Genomic DNA, 18,616 nt, shown 5'->3' on the forward strand with positions numbered 1-18,616 from the left:
ACAGACCAAACAGCCATCGACGCTGCAAAAGCTTTGGTAGACAAAGTCACTGATCCTACTGTCAAAACTGCTCTAGAACAAGACATCACAAAAGCTCAAAATTTACTTGATGCTAAAAATGCCGCTATTCAAGCAGAAAAAGACCGCCAAGATGCTGCTTCTAAAGCTGTCAAAGAATTATTCACGAACGACGATACTTCTAGCAACAGCATCAAAAACTTAACAGACCAAACAGCCATCGACGCTGCAAAAGCTTTGGTAGACAAAGTCACTGATCCTACTGTCAAAACTGCTCTAGAACAAGACATCACAAAAGCTCAAAATTTACTTGACGCTAAAAATGCCGCTATTCAAGCAGAAAAAGACCGCCAAGATGCTGCTTCTAAAGCTGTCAAAGAGTTATTCACGAACGACGATACTTCTAGCAACAGCATCAAAAACTTAACAGACCAAACAGCCATCGACGCTGCAAAAGCATTAGTAGACAAAGTCACCGACCCTACTGTAAAAGCTGCTCTACAACAAGACATTACAAAAGCTCAAAATTTACTTGATGCTAAAAACGCCGCTATTCAAGCAGAAAAAGACCGTCAAGATGCCGCTTCTAAAGCTGTCAAAGAACTTTTCACAAATGATGACACTTCAAGCGACACTATCAAAAACACAACTAGTCAAAGCACCATTGATGACGCGAAATCTCTTGTAAATACAGTCACTGACCCAACTGTTAAAGCTACTTTAGAACAAGACATCGCAAAAGCTCAAAGTATCCTTGATGCACAAAATGCCGCTCTACAAGCTGAAAGTACAGTCAAAGCACTATTCAACAACGACGATACGAAAGGCACTATCAAAAACACGACGGACCAAGCTGCCATCGATGCTGCTCAACAACTCGTCAATTCTGTGATTGATCCAGCCAAGAAAAGCGAGCTACAACAAGCAGTCAACAAAGCCCAACGCCAACTCGCACTCGGTGAAGTTACAATCGACACTTACACTATCGGCGGCAACTATATCACAGGAACAACGAAAACAGGCGTAACTAAAGTCGGTATCTATGTGGATGGTAAACTTATCCGCACAGCTGCTGCAAGCAATGGCACGTATCAAATCTATGCTAGCACAGCACCCGAACTACAGGTCACTGGACAAGCCTTCGAAGTCGCTCCAATCGCAACAGACGGAACAATCGGTCTTAAATCAAACTCTGTAGTTTCCGCAAAAGTAGCACCTAAGAAAATTGCAAAACCAATGATTGACGACTATTTCAAAGGCACAAGCTACATCACAGGTACAGTCTCCTCTGAAGCGAAGAAAATCGCGCTTTACATCGACGGTCAATTCGTCCGCTACGGCGCTGTTACAGGTGACACATTCAAAATCTATGCATCTGATGTCGCTCTAATGAAAACAGAAGGTCAAACATTCGAAGTAGTCGCTGTCGATAACCTTGGCAACGAAGGCGAACGCGCTTCATCCGATGTCAAATCGAAAACAGTAAAAGGCAACGTCTTACCGAATGAAACAACAACACTTTCGACTTACAACACAGGTACAGTCACTGGCGATGTTCACATGATCGCACTCTATGTAGACGGTAAATTTGTCCGCTATGGTGCAGTCACTGGCACAGACTACAAAGTATATATCTACGATGTCCCAGCTCTACGTATCGCCGGTACTACTTTTGAAGTAAAAGCATTAGACACAGCTGGTAACATTCTTTACACTTCCACACAAATTGTTCAATAATCTAGACAAAAATACCCCGATTTCTCATTGAAACTCAGAGAAATCGGGGTATTTTTATGATGCCTGCCGAACCTTCGCCACATTACTCGTAAATAATCCCGCCACACAAATCGCGATAAGCACGAAAATAAACGCGTTAAGCAAGCCGAAATGATTCGCTAGGAATCCCAGCAACGGCGGCCCTGCAAGCGATGCGCTATATCCAGCCAGCGTCACCAAACTAACACGCCGAACCGCGAACTCACTCTCATCTCCAGCCGCTGAAATCGTCATCGGGAATCCGAGCGAAGCGCCAAGTCCCCATAAGAAAATCGCGATGACGCAGAGCACGATGGAAATTTTCAAGATGACTAGAAGTAGACCGATTGCAGCGAGAACCACCGCAATGCGGAGCAGCAACACGCGGCCATACGTATCAATCAGACGCCCACTCACCGACCGCCCACTAATCATTCCGGTCAGGAAAACCCCGTAAATAATCGTACTAAAACTATGCGAAACATCATAGCCATCCACCATCGCGAGCGGAATCCAATCATTCGCCGATCCTTCCACGAACGCGAGACACAACGCCATAATCGCCAGCGCCACCGTCCGTTTATTCAGCCACAAACGCCGATCCGCAGTCTTTTCCTCGATACTCGCCATCTTATCCGCTTCCGAATCTTTACCAATTCCCGCCGGCACGAACCGCGTCGAAATCATCAGCGTCGCGAATAACAAACACGCCACGACCGTCAAATGCCAGCTGACCGAGATGTCCAATTTGATACAAATCGCCCCGACTCCAGCGCCCGCCAACGTCCCAATACTAAACATCGCGTGCAACACTGGCAAAATCGTCTTTTTGATCCGGTACTCGATCTCCGTTCCTTCCAAGTTCATCGCGACATTGCACATCCCCGCGCCCATTCCAAAAATGAAGAGCGCTGCGAAAACCACGATTTGGCTTGCGACAAGCGCACCGATCGAAAGCGCGATAAACCCGCTAAACATGAAAAATGCACTCGTCATAATCGCAAATCTTCCGCCCCGTGCCCGCACAAAAAAGTTAGCCAACACCAATCCGAGAATCGATCCCATCGACAACCCGAGCAAAATAACCCCCATTGTCCCCGTCGTCGCATGCAACGCGTCCCGCAATTCCGGCGTTCGCGAAATCCAACTCGAAAAACTAAATCCACACGTCGTAAAAATTATCAAAATCGCATAATACCACTTTTTCTCCATAAAAACTCCCTTTTCTATCCCATTTACTGCAGTGTCAAAATCTGCTTAATCGTCCACAATACGCCGTCCTCATCGTTCGACCGCGCGATAAAATTCGCCGCTGCCTTCGTTTCCGGAAAACCATTCCGCATCGCAAAACTATAAAGCCCAGCCTCCATCAGCTCCAAATCATTCAGCCCATCGCCGAAAACCATCGTCTCATCATGCGTCACGCCCAGAATCTCCTGCAATCTCGCCACCGTCGTCCCCTTGTGAACGCCAACATCCGAAATATCAATCCAAGCCCCTTCCGACGCCACGATATACGCCTTATCAAAAAAGTCCTCCAACTGCGTCCGCGTCTGAAAACTATCCTCTTTCACATCATAAATGGAAATCTTCACAAAATCAACATCAATCTCGTTAAAATCCGCAACCCGACGCAATTCCGAATACGAATGCTTCATCCGATTAAAAATCTCATCCGGCACCGTATCCTTCACAATCGCGCCCGCCGAAGTACAAGCAATAATCACATAATCCAGACGATATGCCTCCAATTTTGCAATCATCTCAAGCCCCAATTTATTTTGAATCAGCGACTCATAAACAAACTCCCCGTTCCGCTTAATCCGCGCCGCACTATCCCCCAAAATCCACAAATCCTTCGTGTCTGCCGGTCCAAACATTTCCTCCACGCGGTCACATTGCTTCCCAGTACAAGCCGCAAACGCCACATTTTTTCGGGCCATCAATTCCTTCACTTCCTGATAAAACTTCCGATTAAACGCACCCTTACTATCCAAAAACGTCCCATCCATATCCGTAATCACTAATTTAATCATCCGTTTTCACCACTTCCCATAATTTTTCAACCAATGCCTCATTTTGAATCCAATACGTAAAACCCGCATCGTGAAACCGCATCCCAGCGCGATTATCCAGCTCACACGTCGCCAAAATTTTTCGAATCGGAATTATCGTGACGTCATCCTGATGAAGCGCCATCATATACAAACTGTTCTGCGACAACCGATATCCCACATCATATTCCCGCCGATACTCCTGTTTCTCCACTCTCAGCAATCCCCTCATCGCCAACACTCCTCAAGTAAGATAAGCCAAATCCGACATCGCCAGCCACTGCAAGCCCGCCATCACATCCTCATCAAACGAATCAGCACAGAAAAATTGCGCCTCATTCGGCTGTCCCTGCAAAATTCCATCCTCCGAAATCCGCGTCATAAGCTCCGACTGACTCAAACCCGTCATGTGAATCACAAACGTATGCGGTGCCAAAAGACTGTTATAAATCCCGATTATCTCCAACAAATTCTGCACCGATTCCGCAAACGAGCTCGCACAATCCTGACCAATCAACTGCGGCAAATACCGGGCTTCCCCCGCCAAACCATTCTGCCCTCTGAAAAGCTGATTATTGTGAAAAAGACTCGCGCCAGGCATACTCATCGGCAAATAATAAATCCCAACAACATAATCCGATTCCGGGATTTTCATCGCCTTGCAATAACCGATCGTCGCCAAATTCGCGTCATTTTCCACATGAACCGGAATGCCAAAACGATTCCCAATTTCCGCTTCCAAATCCCAGCCGTTGAGCGCATTATGCCAACTAACCGCGATTTTGGAACCTACCGTTTTGCCAGGAATCGAGATCGCAATGCCAGAAATCGCAATTTCCTCCGCCAAAATTTCCGTGGCAGCATCAACAACCGCGTCAATTTTCACATTTTCCATTGGATAATCCTTCGCCAGCTTTACATCCCCACGCATATTCACAATTCGCGCCACAATATGTAATTTCCCGGCCGTTTCTTGAATCGAAAGGAGCGCGTAATGCTCAAAATTATAGTTGAAATGATAATGCACAGACGGACGCCCGATTTTAGGGTGAATCAATTCCCCACCGATAAACTCGCCCGCCTCCACAAGCTCCTTAACGAGACCATTCACCGTAACCGTACTTATATCCGACTCGCTCGCCAATTTCGCTTTCGTCGCCGAGCCATATTTGAACAAAATACGCCGAATTCTATTCAAATTTGCCGCTTTCACCACATGCTTATTTTCCATTTATTTCACCGCTCCGGAATATATTTAAAAGACTTAATTAAGTACCTTAATTATATAAAAATTAACCGGAAATGTAAAGCCTTTCTTCACAAAAAAGCTCCCGCGCACTTCAGGAAACCGACCTGTCATGCGCGAGAGCACCATTCACTATTATTTTCTACGCTTGCTTAAATAAATACCACTCATCAAAATAAAAACTCCACCAATCCAGATTAGCGTCTGATTTTCTGTATCGCCAGTTTTCGGCAAACGATGCGCTGTCATTTTTTGAGTCATAGGTTGCGCCATCTGATTTCGCGTAACTTTTTCTGGTGTGACACGAATTGCCGTTTCTGGTGACTCATCACTCGGCGGAACCACTTCTTGATCCGGCTTCACTGGTGTTCCTGGTTCCTCTGGCGTGACCGGTGTCGGTGGTTCCGGCAATTCCTCTGGCGTATCCAAAATCACATTGCTCACCCCAACATGCACAAACTCTTGCTGCGACTTCACGATCGAAAACGGAATCGGTGTCGCGTCTAACTTATACCCCTCTGGCGCCGCAGTTTCCACAAACTGATAATCCCCCGGCTCCAAATCCGCAACAACAATCTGTCCCAAATCATCCGTCACCAAATTCGCCTGAATCACATTCCCATCACTATCCATCAAATCAAAAACGGCCCCCGCCAAATGTTTCGCGGCATCCACGCTATCCATTTTCGTCAAAACAACGCCACCTTTTATCAGTGTATTATCCACCGTTTGGTAATACACATTCTGATCCCCCGTCGCTTTTGAAATCACAATCGGAATCTCCGTCGCGTCCAATTGATAATCCGTCGGCGCCTGCGTTTCCACAAGTTTATACTCCCCGAGCGGCAAATTATCAATCACAATCTTCCCTTCAAAATCACTGATGAGTCCAGCTTCCACAACGTTTCCATCCTTGTCCACCAAATCAAACATCGCACCCGAAAGTGGCATTTTTGACGTCTGGTCTTGCTTCGTAATAACCAACGTTCCGAGAATCAATTCATCCTCCACGACCACATTTACCAGCGCGTTCTGCTTCTCACCAATCGTGAAGTACTGCGGTTCCTCATTGATTTTATAGCCATCCGGTGCCATCGTCTCTACAAAACTATAATCTCCCGGCTCCAAATCACGCACTACGATTTCACCGTTTTCATCTGTTTTCAAATCCGTCAACACGACTTCCTCGCCCTTCATCAAGCTAAAAGTCGCGCCCCCCAAGCGTTCCGTCGTGCCTTTCTCATACTTCACGAGCCGCGCCTCACCGACAAAAGCCTCATTCACAACCGTCACATCTTTATTCGCCGCGTCCATCTTAACGACAATCCCGGCCTCCGAGCTCTCTGATTTGAAATACCCCGTCGGCGCCGTCAATTCCTTCACGACATACTCCCCGTAACGAATCGACGCAAAAGTCAAGACTCCAAACTCATCTGATGTCGCCGTCCGTAAAAGTACCGACCCATCCTTGCTATACAAGCCAAACTCCGCGCCCGCCAATTTTTCCGAAGTCGCCTGATCCACCTTATGCACCGTCAACATCCCGCGTCCACCCGAAGCGCCACCTGATCCATCCGATGTCCTAACAATCACGTCCGCCGAAGTCGTCGTTTGCTCCGTCGTCAAATTAGATCCCGTCAAATGAATCCCGTTGCTGACCACTTCCATGTCCGCCGCATCAATAAACGTCTCGTAACTCAGCAAGTAAGCCGTCGAAATCGTATCCGCAAAAACAATCTCAAACGACTGCTCCCCCGTCACACTATCCCGATGCACAACCAGCTCATAATCCTCACCTTGAACGAGCTCCGAGCCCTTCACAAAACTCCCATTCGCCGCCATTTCCGTGTGATACAAATGAATCGTTTCCGGCAGTAAAATCTGATTATTACTCGGCGTATCGACCACTTTTGCATTATGAATCACCGACTGCCCAGCATTAATCGTCACGTCCCAGCGCATATTATCGCCATCTTGCACGCCATTTTTGCTAACATAATTCCCACCATGCGGAATCGTAACAAAACCATCCACCTTCGTCAAAACCTGATCTCCATCAGCCAAAGTCGCCGAATTCTCATACACCGGCAAAATTTTTCCATCCGCAATACTCGTCTTAAAAGTCACATAATACGCCTCAGAAATCTCGTTTTTGAAAGTCACTGTCACCGTATTATCACTCGTATCAAGCGTGTAAGCATCCGCATCGACTATACCACCATCCGAATAACTATACGGGTCCTTGCCAAGCGCCATCTTATGCACTTCCACCGTCTCCGGCAACAGCTTCTGCTCATCCGGAACAACATCCTTCAAAATCGGTTTTTCAATCGTCAACAAGTTAAAATTAAAGCCAACCGTCCACGTAATCTCCTTGCTTAACGCATCATAAGACCCCAATTTAAAGCCATTTTTCTGCGTATAATACCCCGGGTCAACCGTCACCGAATCCGTACTCGATTTCTTCCCACTGCCCAAATTCCACTCTAATTTCGTATCATTTTTAAAAACCGAGCCATTTTGAATATCCTCAAATTGAAAAGAAGTCGCGTACGTCAAAACAAGCTCATGCGTCATCTGACTCGCGTAATCCCCAATCAGCGCGATTTCAAAACCGCCCGCATGCGAGCTCAGTGTATAATCCACGCCCTCCGTCAACACTTTTTCACCATCGACCAACTTCAACGTTTCCGGCAATAAAGTCAAACCACCCGAAGCAAAAGTATCCCGAATCACCGCATTATCCATCGCATAATTATGCACATTGATATGCTGCTCCCACTTCATCGTTTTTGAACTATAATCCGCATCCACCAATTGCTTCGTAATACTATGCGCCACAACGCTTACCGTCGTTTTCTTAGGCGGTGCATTCGGTGTTTCTACCTCGTTCACAACCGTCGTCAAATCCGCATTCGCGTCCGTCATTTCCGTCTCATACGTAATCACATAAGCCGTCTGTACCCCGTCATTAAACTGCAAATCAAACCCATTTTGCGTCCCATTCACAACCGGCGTCACCACATAATCCTCAGCAGGAACCACATCCCCGGCAACCGCGTTCCCGTCCGTATCAATACTCACATGCTTCACAACAATCGAGCCGTCCACAAGACTATGCGTCCCATCAAACAAATCATGCAAAACCGCATCCTGCTGCGCCACACTCATCCCATCAAAATTATACTCAATCGTCCACTTCACACGCTGCGTCTTCGGATCGAACGTACCACGCTTATTCAAATGCTCCCCGCGCTTAATCGGAACCGTCGCCGAATCCGTCACTGTCTTCCCACCATTTTCAAAAGTCGCCACATTCGTAAAATCAACCTTGCTCATATCCTCAATCGCCGTCTTGTATCGCACTTCATACGCAGCAGTCGATCCATCCGCAAACCGAATCTCAAGCGATCCATCATCCGTGTTCACAATCGTATACTCCGAAGCATCCGCAAGCTCGCCAACCTTCGAACTCCCATCCATAAACACATCCAAACGATAAACCTCAATACTATCCGCATCAAGCACCAAACCATCCGGAATCGCATCCTTCAAAACCGCGTCCTGCATCACGTTCTGCTTCCCATTCACCTGAATCTTCCAATTCAAACCATCCGGACTAAACGCCCGATTCGCCACGCCCGTTTTATCTATATCCTTCCCATTTTCAGGCATAAAATGAAGCGTCAAACTATCCGAATCCTCCACCGGGAACTCCACAACTTGCGAAGTCGACGTATCCACTTTCGACAAATCAAACTTCGTATTGAATTGCAGCGATCCAGTCACGCCCGAATCGAGTGCAACATTCTCATTAAAAGTCATGACCACCGTCCCGTCCGTATAAGCAACAAACGTCCCATAATCCCCAAGCGACCCCGTCACATTCGAGTACAATTTGAAAATATCAGGTAATTGAAACGTGTACGTATCGCCACCTTGCACGTTCCACTCATCCAACAACGCCCATTCAAAATAAATATTCGCCGCCGAATCCACCGTAGGCCGATTCCCCTCCGTAAAAGCGTTTCCATCCTTATCCGTCAACGCCACGTCCGTAAGCACAGACCCGGTAATTGCTTTTTTCCCCATTTTCAATTTTGGCGCAGCTTTCATCGGAACCGTTACCTCTTTTGACTTCGCCCCCATATCAAACGCCAGCTTCACGTCAGCCTCTTTATTCTCCACATTCGCCAAAAACGACAAATTCCCACTCGCCGAACGAGGAATCTCCGTATCCACCTTGATTTCCATTTTCCGGGTAACTGGGTCCAACGTTGCTTTCCCGTAAACTCCCCCCGACGCATCCTTCAAGTCCACTACCTGTTTTGCAGCAATTAGATTTTCAGGCAACTCCAAGACCGTATCAGTCCCAGCCTGCACAACGCCCATCCCAGACTCCCAGGCATACACGACCTTCAAATCGCCATCAGAAATTCCATCCTGCTTTTCAATTGTAATATCCTTCACAAAATCATCCGCGACACCATCCGCACTCGCTGGAATAACCGACACAAATTGAAACATAACTAACATCACCAAAACCGTAAAAACTACTGCCTTTTTCATCTCTAAATATCCCCTCTTCATTTATTTGCACAGTTCCCGCACTGCACAACATGTTGCTGAATCTAGGATGGCCCCTAAGTTTTATGGTAATTCTCTGCTGAGTCCAATAAACCATAAGCCTGTTCAAGATGTGTCATATAAAAACGCCGTCCACTCAAATCGAGCTTTCCAACGCAATTAAAAAAGCACTATTTTTTGTTCGATAAGATGCATATGTATCGAAAGTTAAATGTGTCTAAATTGTGACTTTTTACGCAGCAAGTAAATAATAACACATATTTCTTTATAAAACTAAGAAAAACCTGCTTTTATTGTCGAAAACAACAAAAACAGGTCTTTACTACGTTAAAAAAATTACTTTATATCACTTTTTTCACAGCTTGATTGGCCGATCCAATTCATACAAATGACGATACCGCTCTTCCGTCCGCAGCAATTCCTGATGCGTTCCGTCCATAATCACATCGCCATTTTCCAAAAACAACACCCGATCCATTTTCTCCACACCAACAAGATGATGCGTCACCCAAACGAGCGACTTCCCTTGCAGCGTCTCAAAAATCGTGCCGAGCAATTCCTTCTCCGTAATCGGATCAAGTCCAACAGTCGGCTCATCTAGCACAACAATCGGCGTATCCTGCAGCAAAATCCGAGCCAGCGCAATCCGTTGACGTTCGCCACCAGAAAAACGCGCGCCCATCTCCGTCATCTGCGTATGATACCCATCCGGCATGCTCATAATAAAGTCGTGCAGCTTCACCTGTTTCGCAACCTCCGCCACTTCCTCATCCGTCGCATCCTGATTCCCCATCCGAATATTATTCAGCACCGTTGTGTTAAACAAATGCGCCTTCTGGTTCAACATCGAAATCATCTCCGAAATCTGCGGTCTGAGCCTCGCCACATCATCCCCGTTTAACGTAACCGAACCCGATGTAGGCACCAAAGCCCCCTGCACTAATTTCAGAAAAGTCGATTTCCCCGTACCACTCCGGCCCAAAATCGCGACCTTCTCGCCCTGCTTCAACTCAAAATCCAACGCACGCAAAACTGGCACTTTCGACTCCGCATAACTAAAAGTCAGTTTTTCCGTACGCAAAGTCACGTTTTCCGTATCGATTGCGATTTTTTCAAGTGCACCTTCCTCTTCCCAAGTCAGAAGTTCCGCGTCCTCGATTTCCTCCAAACGCGCAATCGAATCCTTGTAAAGCGAGCCATCACTGACCGCATTACTCACCGGAATAAAGCTCTCCGACAATGCCAGAATCGCCAACACAAACGCCGCAATAAACGTCGGTTCAAAAGCGCCATCCACGACTTGCCGATTCGTCCAATACACCATCGAAAGCACCATGACACCAATAATCAGCTGCCCAACAAAGTCCCGCAACGTCGCAAAACGCGCCTGCTTCGTCTCCGCTGCCAACAGCTCTTTCTCGTCCGCCTCATAATCCGCGATAAAACCTTTTTCACGACCACTAAACATCCAATCACTAATCCCGAACACCGCATCCGTGAACTTTTGATACAACTTATTCCGCTCCTGCTTCATGTACGCATTTTTCCCGCGCGCGTAAAGTAACGAAATCCAAGGCATCACTAGCACAAGAAGCGCAATATACGCGAAAAATAAAATCGCAAACGGTATCGAAAAGACGCCGAGTGAAATCACAATCCCGCCATACAAAACCATCGCCACAATATTCGGCAACAGCGTCGTCAAATAGTAATTTTGCAAATGCTCAATATCATCCGAAAGAAGCCCCAAAATATCTCCCGTCCGGTAACGCGAACGCATCAACAACGCCTGCGGTTCAATGATTCTGTACAAACGCACACGCATCTTCGCCAAAATCCGCAGAACGAGCGAATGACTCGCCAGCCGTTCAATATACCGCGATACCGCACGCATAATTCCAAATGCCCGAACCCCAACGATCGGCACATAAATCAATAAAATCGTCTCCGGAATCGTTGCCGCCGTCGAAATCAAATACCCCGACGTAAACATCAACGCCCCCGTTGAAAAAACGGTGAGCAAACCAAGCAAAATAACCCAGAGGAAAAGCATCCGATTTTGTTTAATATAAGGCCCAATCCAGCTACTTTGTCTCATCAGATCTCCTCCAATTGGGCTTTGATTAACTTCGCATAAAAGCCATTTTTCGCGAGTAATTCCGCGTGCGTACCAACTTCCACAATCGCGCCATGATCCAACACGATAATCCGGTCCATCTCAAGCATCCAATGCAAACGATGCGTCGCAAAAAAGACAAGACGATCCGCGAACAAATCAAGCATCGGCTGCTTCAACTCATACTCCGTCTCAATATCCAAATGCGCAGTCGGCTCATCCATCAACACAATTCGGCGATCACTAAGAAAAGCCCGCGCAATCGCAATCCGCTGCTCCTGGCCACCACTAAGCACACGCCCAGCCTCACCAACAAGCGTATCATAACCCGCGTCAAGCTCCGCAACCAAGTCGCGCAAACCTGCCGCATTCGCCGCCTGCTCCACTTTGACATCATCACTATCCGGCGCATAAAAGCGAATATTTTCCCGTACCGTCTCGTGGAACAAATAAGGATGTTGCGGAATATACGTCACCTGACTCTGCCAAGCCGCATCACGCAACCCCACACGCTCCTCCCCATTCCACAAAAACGCACCATCTGTCGGCTCCAAAAAACCACTCAGAACATCGATCATCGTTGACTTCCCAGCCCCCGTCGCACCAATAATCCCAATCTTTTCAAAACCCGACACCGTAAAACTCGCCGCATCAAGCGAAGCCTTCGCATCCGGCTGATGTTGCACCGTCACATTTTCCAAAGCAAACGACGTATTCGCATCAAAATCCAAAACCTGACCCGTCGCGACCTCCGTCATATCCTTATCAATAATCTCCTGAATCACGCGCCCAGCCTCTTGTCCGTCCAGCGTCGCGTGATAATCCGAGCCAACCTCACGAACCGGCAAAAAGTACTCCGGCGCCAAAATCAGAATCGCGAGTGCTGGCTGCAAAATCATCGTGGACTCAATCAAGCCTAAGCCCAGAAACACCGCCACCGTCGCGACCGAAAGCATCGTAAAGAAGTCCAGCGCAAACGAAGACAAAAACGCCATCCGCAAAGTCCCCATCGTCGCCTTCCGATAATCCTCACTCACCTTCGCAATATTCCCCTCATGCGAGCGACTAATTCCCAGATACTTCAACGTCTCGAGCCCTTTTAGCGAATCCACGAAATGATTCGACAACACCCGATGCGTCTCAAACTGACGATCAGCCTGCGCCCTCGTAGCCAGCCCAATCATCACCAAAAACAGAATCAAAATCGGCAACGTCAGAATCAGAATCACGCCCGACGTCGTATCTTCTATAAATACGTAGATTAAAATCATCGCCGGAATAATCGACATATTCATCAATTTTGGCAAAAACAGCTCCAAATAACGACGGAAATCCGCGACACCTTCCATGACCATCGTCACAACTTTCCCTGTCCCCTCCGCACTCGTAAAACGCGGCCCAAGTAGAAACAGTTTCGAAAGCAACGCCTCACGCATTGCCGTCCCCGTTTTGGCAGCATAATCGTACACAATTTTACGTTTCCATACATTCAAAAAATGCCGTACGAGATAAGCCCCCGCAAAGAGGCCTAAATCGAACAGCGCGTCACCCCACGGATCCCCGTGAAACAGCGTCGTAATCGCAGTTGCTAAGTATTTCGCCATCGCAATGATAGCCGCGCCCTGAACGATTGTCAGGACGGCTAGCACGGCAAGGATCGGTTTTATACCTTGGTATTTCAATAAATCTCTACCCATCAGTACGTCATTTTCTCCTTACTGGATACACGCTTGCGGAACACATAATAGCTCCAGATTTGATAACCTAGTACAAACGGCAAAAGCGTCAGAGCCACGATTGTCATTACTTTTAGCGAATAATCGCCGGATGCTGCATTATGAATCGTTAAATCATACAACGAGCTTGTCGAACTAATCATTACACGCGGGAATAATCCTGCAAAAATCGCACCGATCGTCCCAACAATTCCAAGTCCACTAAAGGCAAACGCCCAACCTTCGCGGCCCTTCCAAAGAGCAAGCGCAGAGATTACGTAGAACACGACCGTCGCGCCAATCATAATCGGCAACAAAATCGGACGAGCTTGGAAAATATCCGTGTAGAAGAATGCCATCACGACGAAAATCGCAAGGACAGGAACCGTTACAAACCACATCCGTTTGGCAATACGAGTCGCACGTTCACGCAGATCATCATGCGTACGAAGCGTAATAAACAGCAAACCGTGGAAGTAACAAATCAGCGTCACCGTCACCCCACCCATAAGCGAGAACGGCGTAATATAATCAAAGAAACCAGCATTCATATTCATTTCACTATTAATCGGCATCCCCGCAACAAGTGACGAGAACAAGACGCCAAGCAAGAACGGCGGCAAAATACTACCGATAAAAATAACCCAATCCCACGTCTTCACCCAAGCTTTTGTATCATGTTTCCCGCGGAATTCAAACGAAACACCACGGCCAATGAGCGCCAGCAAGAAGAACACAAGTGGAATATAATACCCACTAAACATCGTCGCATACCAGTTAGGAAACGCCGCAAAAATCGCGCCCCCAGCCGTCAGCAACCAAACCTCATTCGCATCCCAGAACGGTCCAATCGTATTGATTAAAACACGACGCTCCAAATCATTCCGAGCCACAAAACGAGTCGACATCCCAACCCCGAAGTCAAAACCTTCCAAGAAGAAAAAGCCGATGAAAAGTACAGCAACTAAAAGGAACCACAGTTCGTTTAATTCCATCTTAATTCGCCCCCTTTAAATCAAATGGATCCACAGACGCCGGTTCTTTTTTACCTTTTTTCTTATCATGATTATGCGCGTCAGGTCCAGCCTTAATTTCACGAACAAATAGCCACACGAGTACAATCGCGAGCGCTAAATAAATCGCCGAAAATGCAATGAGCGAAAACAATATCGAGCCCGCCGAAACGTTTGGTGAAACCCCGTCCGCCGTTGACATGTAGCCAAAGACTACCCACGGTTGCCGTCCAACTTCCGTCATGATCCAACCCATCGAGTTCGCGATGAATGGGAAAGCAATCATCGGAATCATCAGACGTAGATACACTTTTGAAGTCGTTAATTTTTTGCGCCATGCAAGGAAAGCTCCCCACAAGCCGAATAGAATCATCAACATCCCTGAAAGCACCATAATCCGGAAGCTCCAGAAGGACGTTTTAACAGGTGGAATGTAGTTCATGTCCGCCCCGAAACGATCTTTATACTTCTCTTGATACTCTGCCTGTAGCGATTTCATACCTTGCACGCTACCAGAGAACGTCGAGTAAGAAAGGAAACTTAACGCGTATGGAATATTGACTTCCCACGTGTTTTTCTGGTTTTCCACATCAATCCCCGCGATCATCGTCCACGGTGCCGGATCGGCTGTATCCTCCCAAATCCCTTCCGTCGCCGCCATTTTCATCGGTTGCGTTTTAACAAGATATTGCGCTTGTTGGTGACCACTGAAGGCCGTACCAAAACCACCGATAATAACGAGAACGAGCGCGATCTGGAACGATTTTCGGAAAAAGTCCACATCTTGCTTTTTAAGTAATTTGTACGCGCTGACCCCGGCTACAAAGAACGCCCCCGTCGCGAACGCACCAAAGATAACGTGTGGGAACTCCACAAGTAACTGTCCATTCGTAATAAGCGCCCAGAAATCGTTCATTTCCGCACGTCCATTGATTTCTTGGAACCCTACTGGATGTTGCATGAATGAGTTCGCCGCTAAAATCCAGAACGCGGAGAAAACCGTTCCAAGTGCAACAAGCCAAATACACGCCAAATGTAATTTCTTGTTCAAGCGATCCCAACCGAAGATCCAAAGTCCGATAAATGTCGATTCCATAAAGAAAGCAAGTAGCGCTTCAATAGCAAGCGGTGCCCCAAATACGTCCCCTACGAATCTCGAATAATCCGACCAGTTCATCCCGAATTGGAATTCCTGAATAATCCCTGTTACTACCCCTACCGCGAAGTTAATTAAGAACAAATGCCCCCAAAACTTCGACATTTTTTTGTAGATTTCTTTTTTCTTCACAACATACAACGTTTCCATAAGAGCAACCATAAATACAAGTCCAATAGAAAGCGGTACAAATAAGAAATGGAAAACGGTTGTTGATCCGAATTGAAGTCTAGCTAAGAAAAGTTTATCCACCTTTTTTCCTCCTTTTGTGTTATTTGGGCGTTTAACCCCTTTTGTTTAGCGTTATCATAATTTGCCGATTGTATACTATACACGTTAATCGCTTGTGAAAAACTGCGAATACTATTGCAGTTGGTTGTGTTTTAATTCACAAATGATTTTGTAAGAAAAGAAACATGTGAAAATCCCCTGTTTACCGTGAAAAATTTCTATTTTTCAGGCTTTGTCTATTTTCTCACATAAATATGTACAGCTCGGTTCATTAGAATAAGTTTTACCTAGTTCTTATTCTATCTCATTTTGCTCTAGATTTGTTTAGTTCTTTTGGTTCTATTTTCATAAGGGAAAACGTGGAGGCTCGAAATGAGTCGGGTGGCTTAGTTGAGTGGCATCAGTTTATTGCGCATTTTTTCACATAAAACAGTATAATGGATGTTAATTGCATTAAAATAGGTATTAAGGCTTCTTTTGCTGTTTTTTCTTCGCGCGCAAATCTCGGAAAAAGTTCGTTAAAATGGCACCGCATTCATCCACTAGGATTCCTGATTCGACCTCGCACTGGTGATTGAAGCGCGAATCTTGGAGTAGGTTCATGAGTGTTCCGGCAGTTCCAGCTTTTGGATCGGCAGCTCCGTAGTAGACGGTGGCAATACGGGAGAGTAAAATCGCGCCGCTGCACATTGGGCATGGCTCAAGCGTGACATAGAGTTCTGCACCTTCGAGTCGCCAAGCATCTTGATTTTTGCAGGCGTCTTGGATGGCTAGGATTTCGGCGTGTGTGACGGCGTTTTTCGTTGTTTCGCGGAGATTGTGCGCGCGTCCGATGATTTCCCCGTTAAGCACGACAACAGCGCCGATCGGGACCTCGCCTTTTTCGCGTGCTTTTTCGGCTTCGAGTAAGGCCTCGCGCATGTAGGTTTCTTTAGACATGAATTGTTTTCCCCCTCTTGATTATTCTTTATTTTAGCATAGGGATGCGGTTTGTGTCTTTTATTTGCTTTGGTTGGAATCGTATAGTACCATGTATTAATACTAGGTCATAAAAAAACGAATTGAAAACAAGGAGATGTTACCAAATGAAATCAGAAAATTTAATTGCCCCTGAATTTTATAATATTACGGATGAGATTGCACAATTTGACTCGGAGAAGACGGCGCTGATTTGGCTGAATGAGGCTGGGGACGTGAAGGAATGGTCTTATCATCATTTGTTGGAGCAGGCGAACAGGTTTGCGAATGTAATCAAGGATGCTGGAATTGGGAAGGGCGATCATGTGATTGTGATGATGCCGCGATTGCTTGAGACGTACGCGGCTTACATGGGGATTTGGCTGACGGGCGCGATTATTATTCCGGCCTCGGAGCTTTTGAAGGCGCATGATTTGGAGTATCGGATTCATCATGCGAGCGTGAAAGCCGTGATTGCGGACGTGAGTTGTACGGCGGAATTTGATAAAATTGTGGACGCGCCCAGTGTCGTGACGCGGATTGTTGTTGGGGCGGACGGTGTGCGCGATGGTTGGCAGAGTTATGAGCGGTTGGTTGAGGATGCCGACGCTGAGTTTGAGAAGGTAGCGACGCGCAAGGATGATCCGTGTTTGCTGGCCTTTACGTCAGGCACGACGGGGAATCCGAAGGGCGTGGTGCACGTGCATGGTTGGGGTTACGCGCATATTCGGATTGCCGCGGACCACTGGTTGGATATCCGCGAGGGCGACACGGTTTGGGCAACGGCTGGACCTGGCTGGCAAAAATGGGTTTGGTCGCCGTTCTTGTCTGTTCTAGGTAAGGGCGCGACGGGTTTCATTTATAGCGGTCGTTTCCGTCCCGCGAAACAGTTGGAACTTTTGCAAGATAGGAAGATTAACGTGTTGTGCTGTACGCCGACGGAATACCGTTTGATGGCGAAAGCAGATCACTTGGGTGCGTATGATTTGAGTCATTTGCGCAGCGCCGTTTCTGCTGGTGAGCCGCTGAACCGCGAAGTGATCACGGTTTTCCAAGACAATTTTGACATTAAGGTTCGCGATGGTTATGGCCAGACCGAGAGTACGCTTCTGATTGGGACGCTTGTGGAGTTTCCGATTCGTCCGGGGTCGATGGGCAAGCCGATTATGCCGGAGTACATGGCGATTATTGATGAAAATGGCCAGCCTGTTGGTGTCGGCGAAATTGGCGATATCGCGATGCGCAAGGATTTCCCAGCGCTGTTCCAAGAATATTACAAAGAACCTGAGCGTCTGGAAAAAGCGATTCGCGGCGATTATTTCGTGTCCGGCGACCGCGCGTATCGTGATGAGGACGATTATTACTGGTTCCAAGGCCGCAATGACGATATTATTATTAGTTCCGGATATACAATTGGACCGTTTGAGGTGGAAGATGCGTTGACAAATCATCCGAGCGTGAAAGAAGTAGCGGTTGTAGCGAGCCCTGATGAGATTCGCGGTACGGTTGTGAAGGCGTTCATCGTTTTGAAAGACGGTTTTGTTGGGGATACGGCGCTTATGAAAGAGCTGCAGAACTTCACGAAAGAACACACCGCACCGTATAAATATCCACGCCGCATTGAATTTGTAGAAAGTTTGCCAAAAACCGATTCCGGAAAAGTTCGCCGAGTGGCCCTGCGCGACGCAGAATTCGCGAAAACCGCACAATAATCGTTGCCAAATCCCGCAAAATTGGGTACAATCATTCCAAGTAACTTGCTTTTGAG

At 47.0% G+C, this 18,616-nt stretch carries 12 protein-coding genes; 2 read left to right on the top strand and 10 right to left on the bottom strand.

Annotated features, from left to right (window positions below; genetic code table 11):
- On the top strand, nucleotides 1–1,755 hold a 1,755-nt coding region (locus EP58_RS17410), incomplete at its 5' end, for a toxin Cry1Ac domain D-VI-related protein (RefSeq protein ID WP_036089268.1).
- A 54-nt stretch (nucleotides 1,756–1,809) separates the two neighbouring features.
- Here EP58_RS17410 and EP58_RS01700 read toward each other — a convergent pair.
- From EP58_RS01700 to tadA, 10 genes are all read right to left on the bottom strand, one after another.
- Complete coding sequence (locus EP58_RS01700) at nucleotides 1,810–2,985, bottom strand: MFS transporter (protein ID WP_036089272.1); 1,176 nt, start codon at nucleotides 2,983–2,985, stop codon at nucleotides 1,810–1,812.
- A 23-nt stretch (nucleotides 2,986–3,008) separates the two neighbouring features.
- Nucleotides 3,009–3,809, bottom strand: a complete 801-nt coding sequence (locus EP58_RS01705; protein WP_036089273.1) for an HAD family hydrolase — start codon at nucleotides 3,807–3,809, stop codon at nucleotides 3,009–3,011.
- Nucleotides 3,802–4,059 carry a hypothetical protein gene (locus tag EP58_RS01710; protein ID WP_036089274.1) on the bottom strand — a complete coding sequence of 86 codons (258 nt, stop codon included), beginning with the start codon at nucleotides 4,057–4,059 and terminating at the stop codon, nucleotides 3,802–3,804. Before EP58_RS01710 ends, EP58_RS01705 begins: the two co-directional genes overlap by 8 nt.
- A 12-nt stretch (nucleotides 4,060–4,071) precedes the next feature.
- A complete protein-coding gene (locus EP58_RS01715; protein WP_036089283.1) occupies nucleotides 4,072–5,058 on the bottom strand; it encodes an ROK family protein in 987 nt (328 codons plus the stop codon).
- A 150-nt stretch (nucleotides 5,059–5,208) separates the two neighbouring features.
- On the bottom strand, nucleotides 5,209–9,642 hold the full coding sequence (locus tag EP58_RS01720) for an LPXTG cell wall anchor domain-containing protein (protein WP_036089285.1): 4,434 nt from the start codon (nucleotides 9,640–9,642) through the stop codon (nucleotides 5,209–5,211).
- A gap of 373 nt (nucleotides 9,643–10,015) precedes the next feature.
- Nucleotides 10,016–11,758, bottom strand: a complete 1,743-nt coding sequence (gene cydC / locus EP58_RS01725) for a thiol reductant ABC exporter subunit CydC (protein WP_036089287.1) — start codon at nucleotides 11,756–11,758, stop codon at nucleotides 10,016–10,018.
- Nucleotides 11,758–13,473, bottom strand: coding sequence for a thiol reductant ABC exporter subunit CydD (cydD, locus tag EP58_RS01730; protein WP_036089289.1), 1,716 nt, complete (start codon nucleotides 13,471–13,473; stop codon nucleotides 11,758–11,760). Before cydD ends, cydC begins: the two co-directional genes overlap by 1 nt.
- Entirely contained in the window at nucleotides 13,473–14,486 is a 1,014-nt protein-coding gene (gene cydB, locus EP58_RS01735) for a cytochrome d ubiquinol oxidase subunit II (RefSeq protein ID WP_036089295.1), read from the bottom strand. Before cydB ends, cydD begins: the two co-directional genes overlap by 1 nt.
- A 1-nt stretch (nucleotide 14,487) precedes the next feature.
- Nucleotides 14,488–15,912: a cytochrome ubiquinol oxidase subunit I gene (locus EP58_RS01740; RefSeq protein WP_036089297.1), complete on the bottom strand. Its 1,425-nt coding sequence runs from the start codon at nucleotides 15,910–15,912 to the stop codon at nucleotides 14,488–14,490.
- A 444-nt stretch (nucleotides 15,913–16,356) separates the two neighbouring features.
- Nucleotides 16,357–16,830: a tRNA adenosine(34) deaminase TadA gene (tadA, locus tag EP58_RS01745; RefSeq protein ID WP_036089301.1), complete on the bottom strand. Its 474-nt coding sequence runs from the start codon at nucleotides 16,828–16,830 to the stop codon at nucleotides 16,357–16,359.
- A 146-nt stretch (nucleotides 16,831–16,976) separates the two neighbouring features.
- Between tadA and EP58_RS01750 the strand changes: the two genes are divergently transcribed.
- Nucleotides 16,977–18,560: an acetate--CoA ligase gene (locus EP58_RS01750; RefSeq protein WP_036089304.1), complete on the top strand. Its 1,584-nt coding sequence runs from the start codon at nucleotides 16,977–16,979 to the stop codon at nucleotides 18,558–18,560.
- The last annotated feature ends 56 nt before the right edge of the window (nucleotides 18,561–18,616 follow it).

It is taken from the genome of Paenilisteria newyorkensis, assembly GCF_000766145.1.
In the GTDB taxonomy this organism is placed as follows: Bacteria; Bacillota; Bacilli; order Lactobacillales; family Listeriaceae; genus Listeria_A; species Listeria_A newyorkensis.

Coding starts and splice junctions, on each gene's coding strand:
- EP58_RS01700 (WP_036089272.1), bottom strand. CDS start 2,985: ATGGAGAAAAAGTGGTATTATGCGATTTTGATAATTTTTACGACGTGT.
- EP58_RS01705 (WP_036089273.1), bottom strand. CDS start 3,809: ATGATTAAATTAGTGATTACGGATATGGATGGGACGTTTTTGGATAGT.
- EP58_RS01710 (WP_036089274.1), bottom strand. CDS start 4,059: ATGAGGGGATTGCTGAGAGTGGAGAAACAGGAGTATCGGCGGGAATAT.
- EP58_RS01715 (WP_036089283.1), bottom strand. CDS start 5,058: ATGGAAAATAAGCATGTGGTGAAAGCGGCAAATTTGAATAGAATTCGG.
- EP58_RS01720 (WP_036089285.1), bottom strand. CDS start 9,642: ATGAAAAAGGCAGTAGTTTTTACGGTTTTGGTGATGTTAGTTATGTTT.
- cydC (WP_036089287.1), bottom strand. CDS start 11,758: ATGAGACAAAGTAGCTGGATTGGGCCTTATATTAAACAAAATCGGATG.
- cydD (WP_036089289.1), bottom strand. CDS start 13,473: ATGGGTAGAGATTTATTGAAATACCAAGGTATAAAACCGATCCTTGCC.
- cydB (WP_036089295.1), bottom strand. CDS start 14,486: ATGGAATTAAACGAACTGTGGTTCCTTTTAGTTGCTGTACTTTTCATC.
- tadA (WP_036089301.1), bottom strand. CDS start 16,830: ATGTCTAAAGAAACCTACATGCGCGAGGCCTTACTCGAAGCCGAAAAA.
- EP58_RS01750 (WP_036089304.1), top strand. CDS start 16,977: ATGAAATCAGAAAATTTAATTGCCCCTGAATTTTATAATATTACGGAT.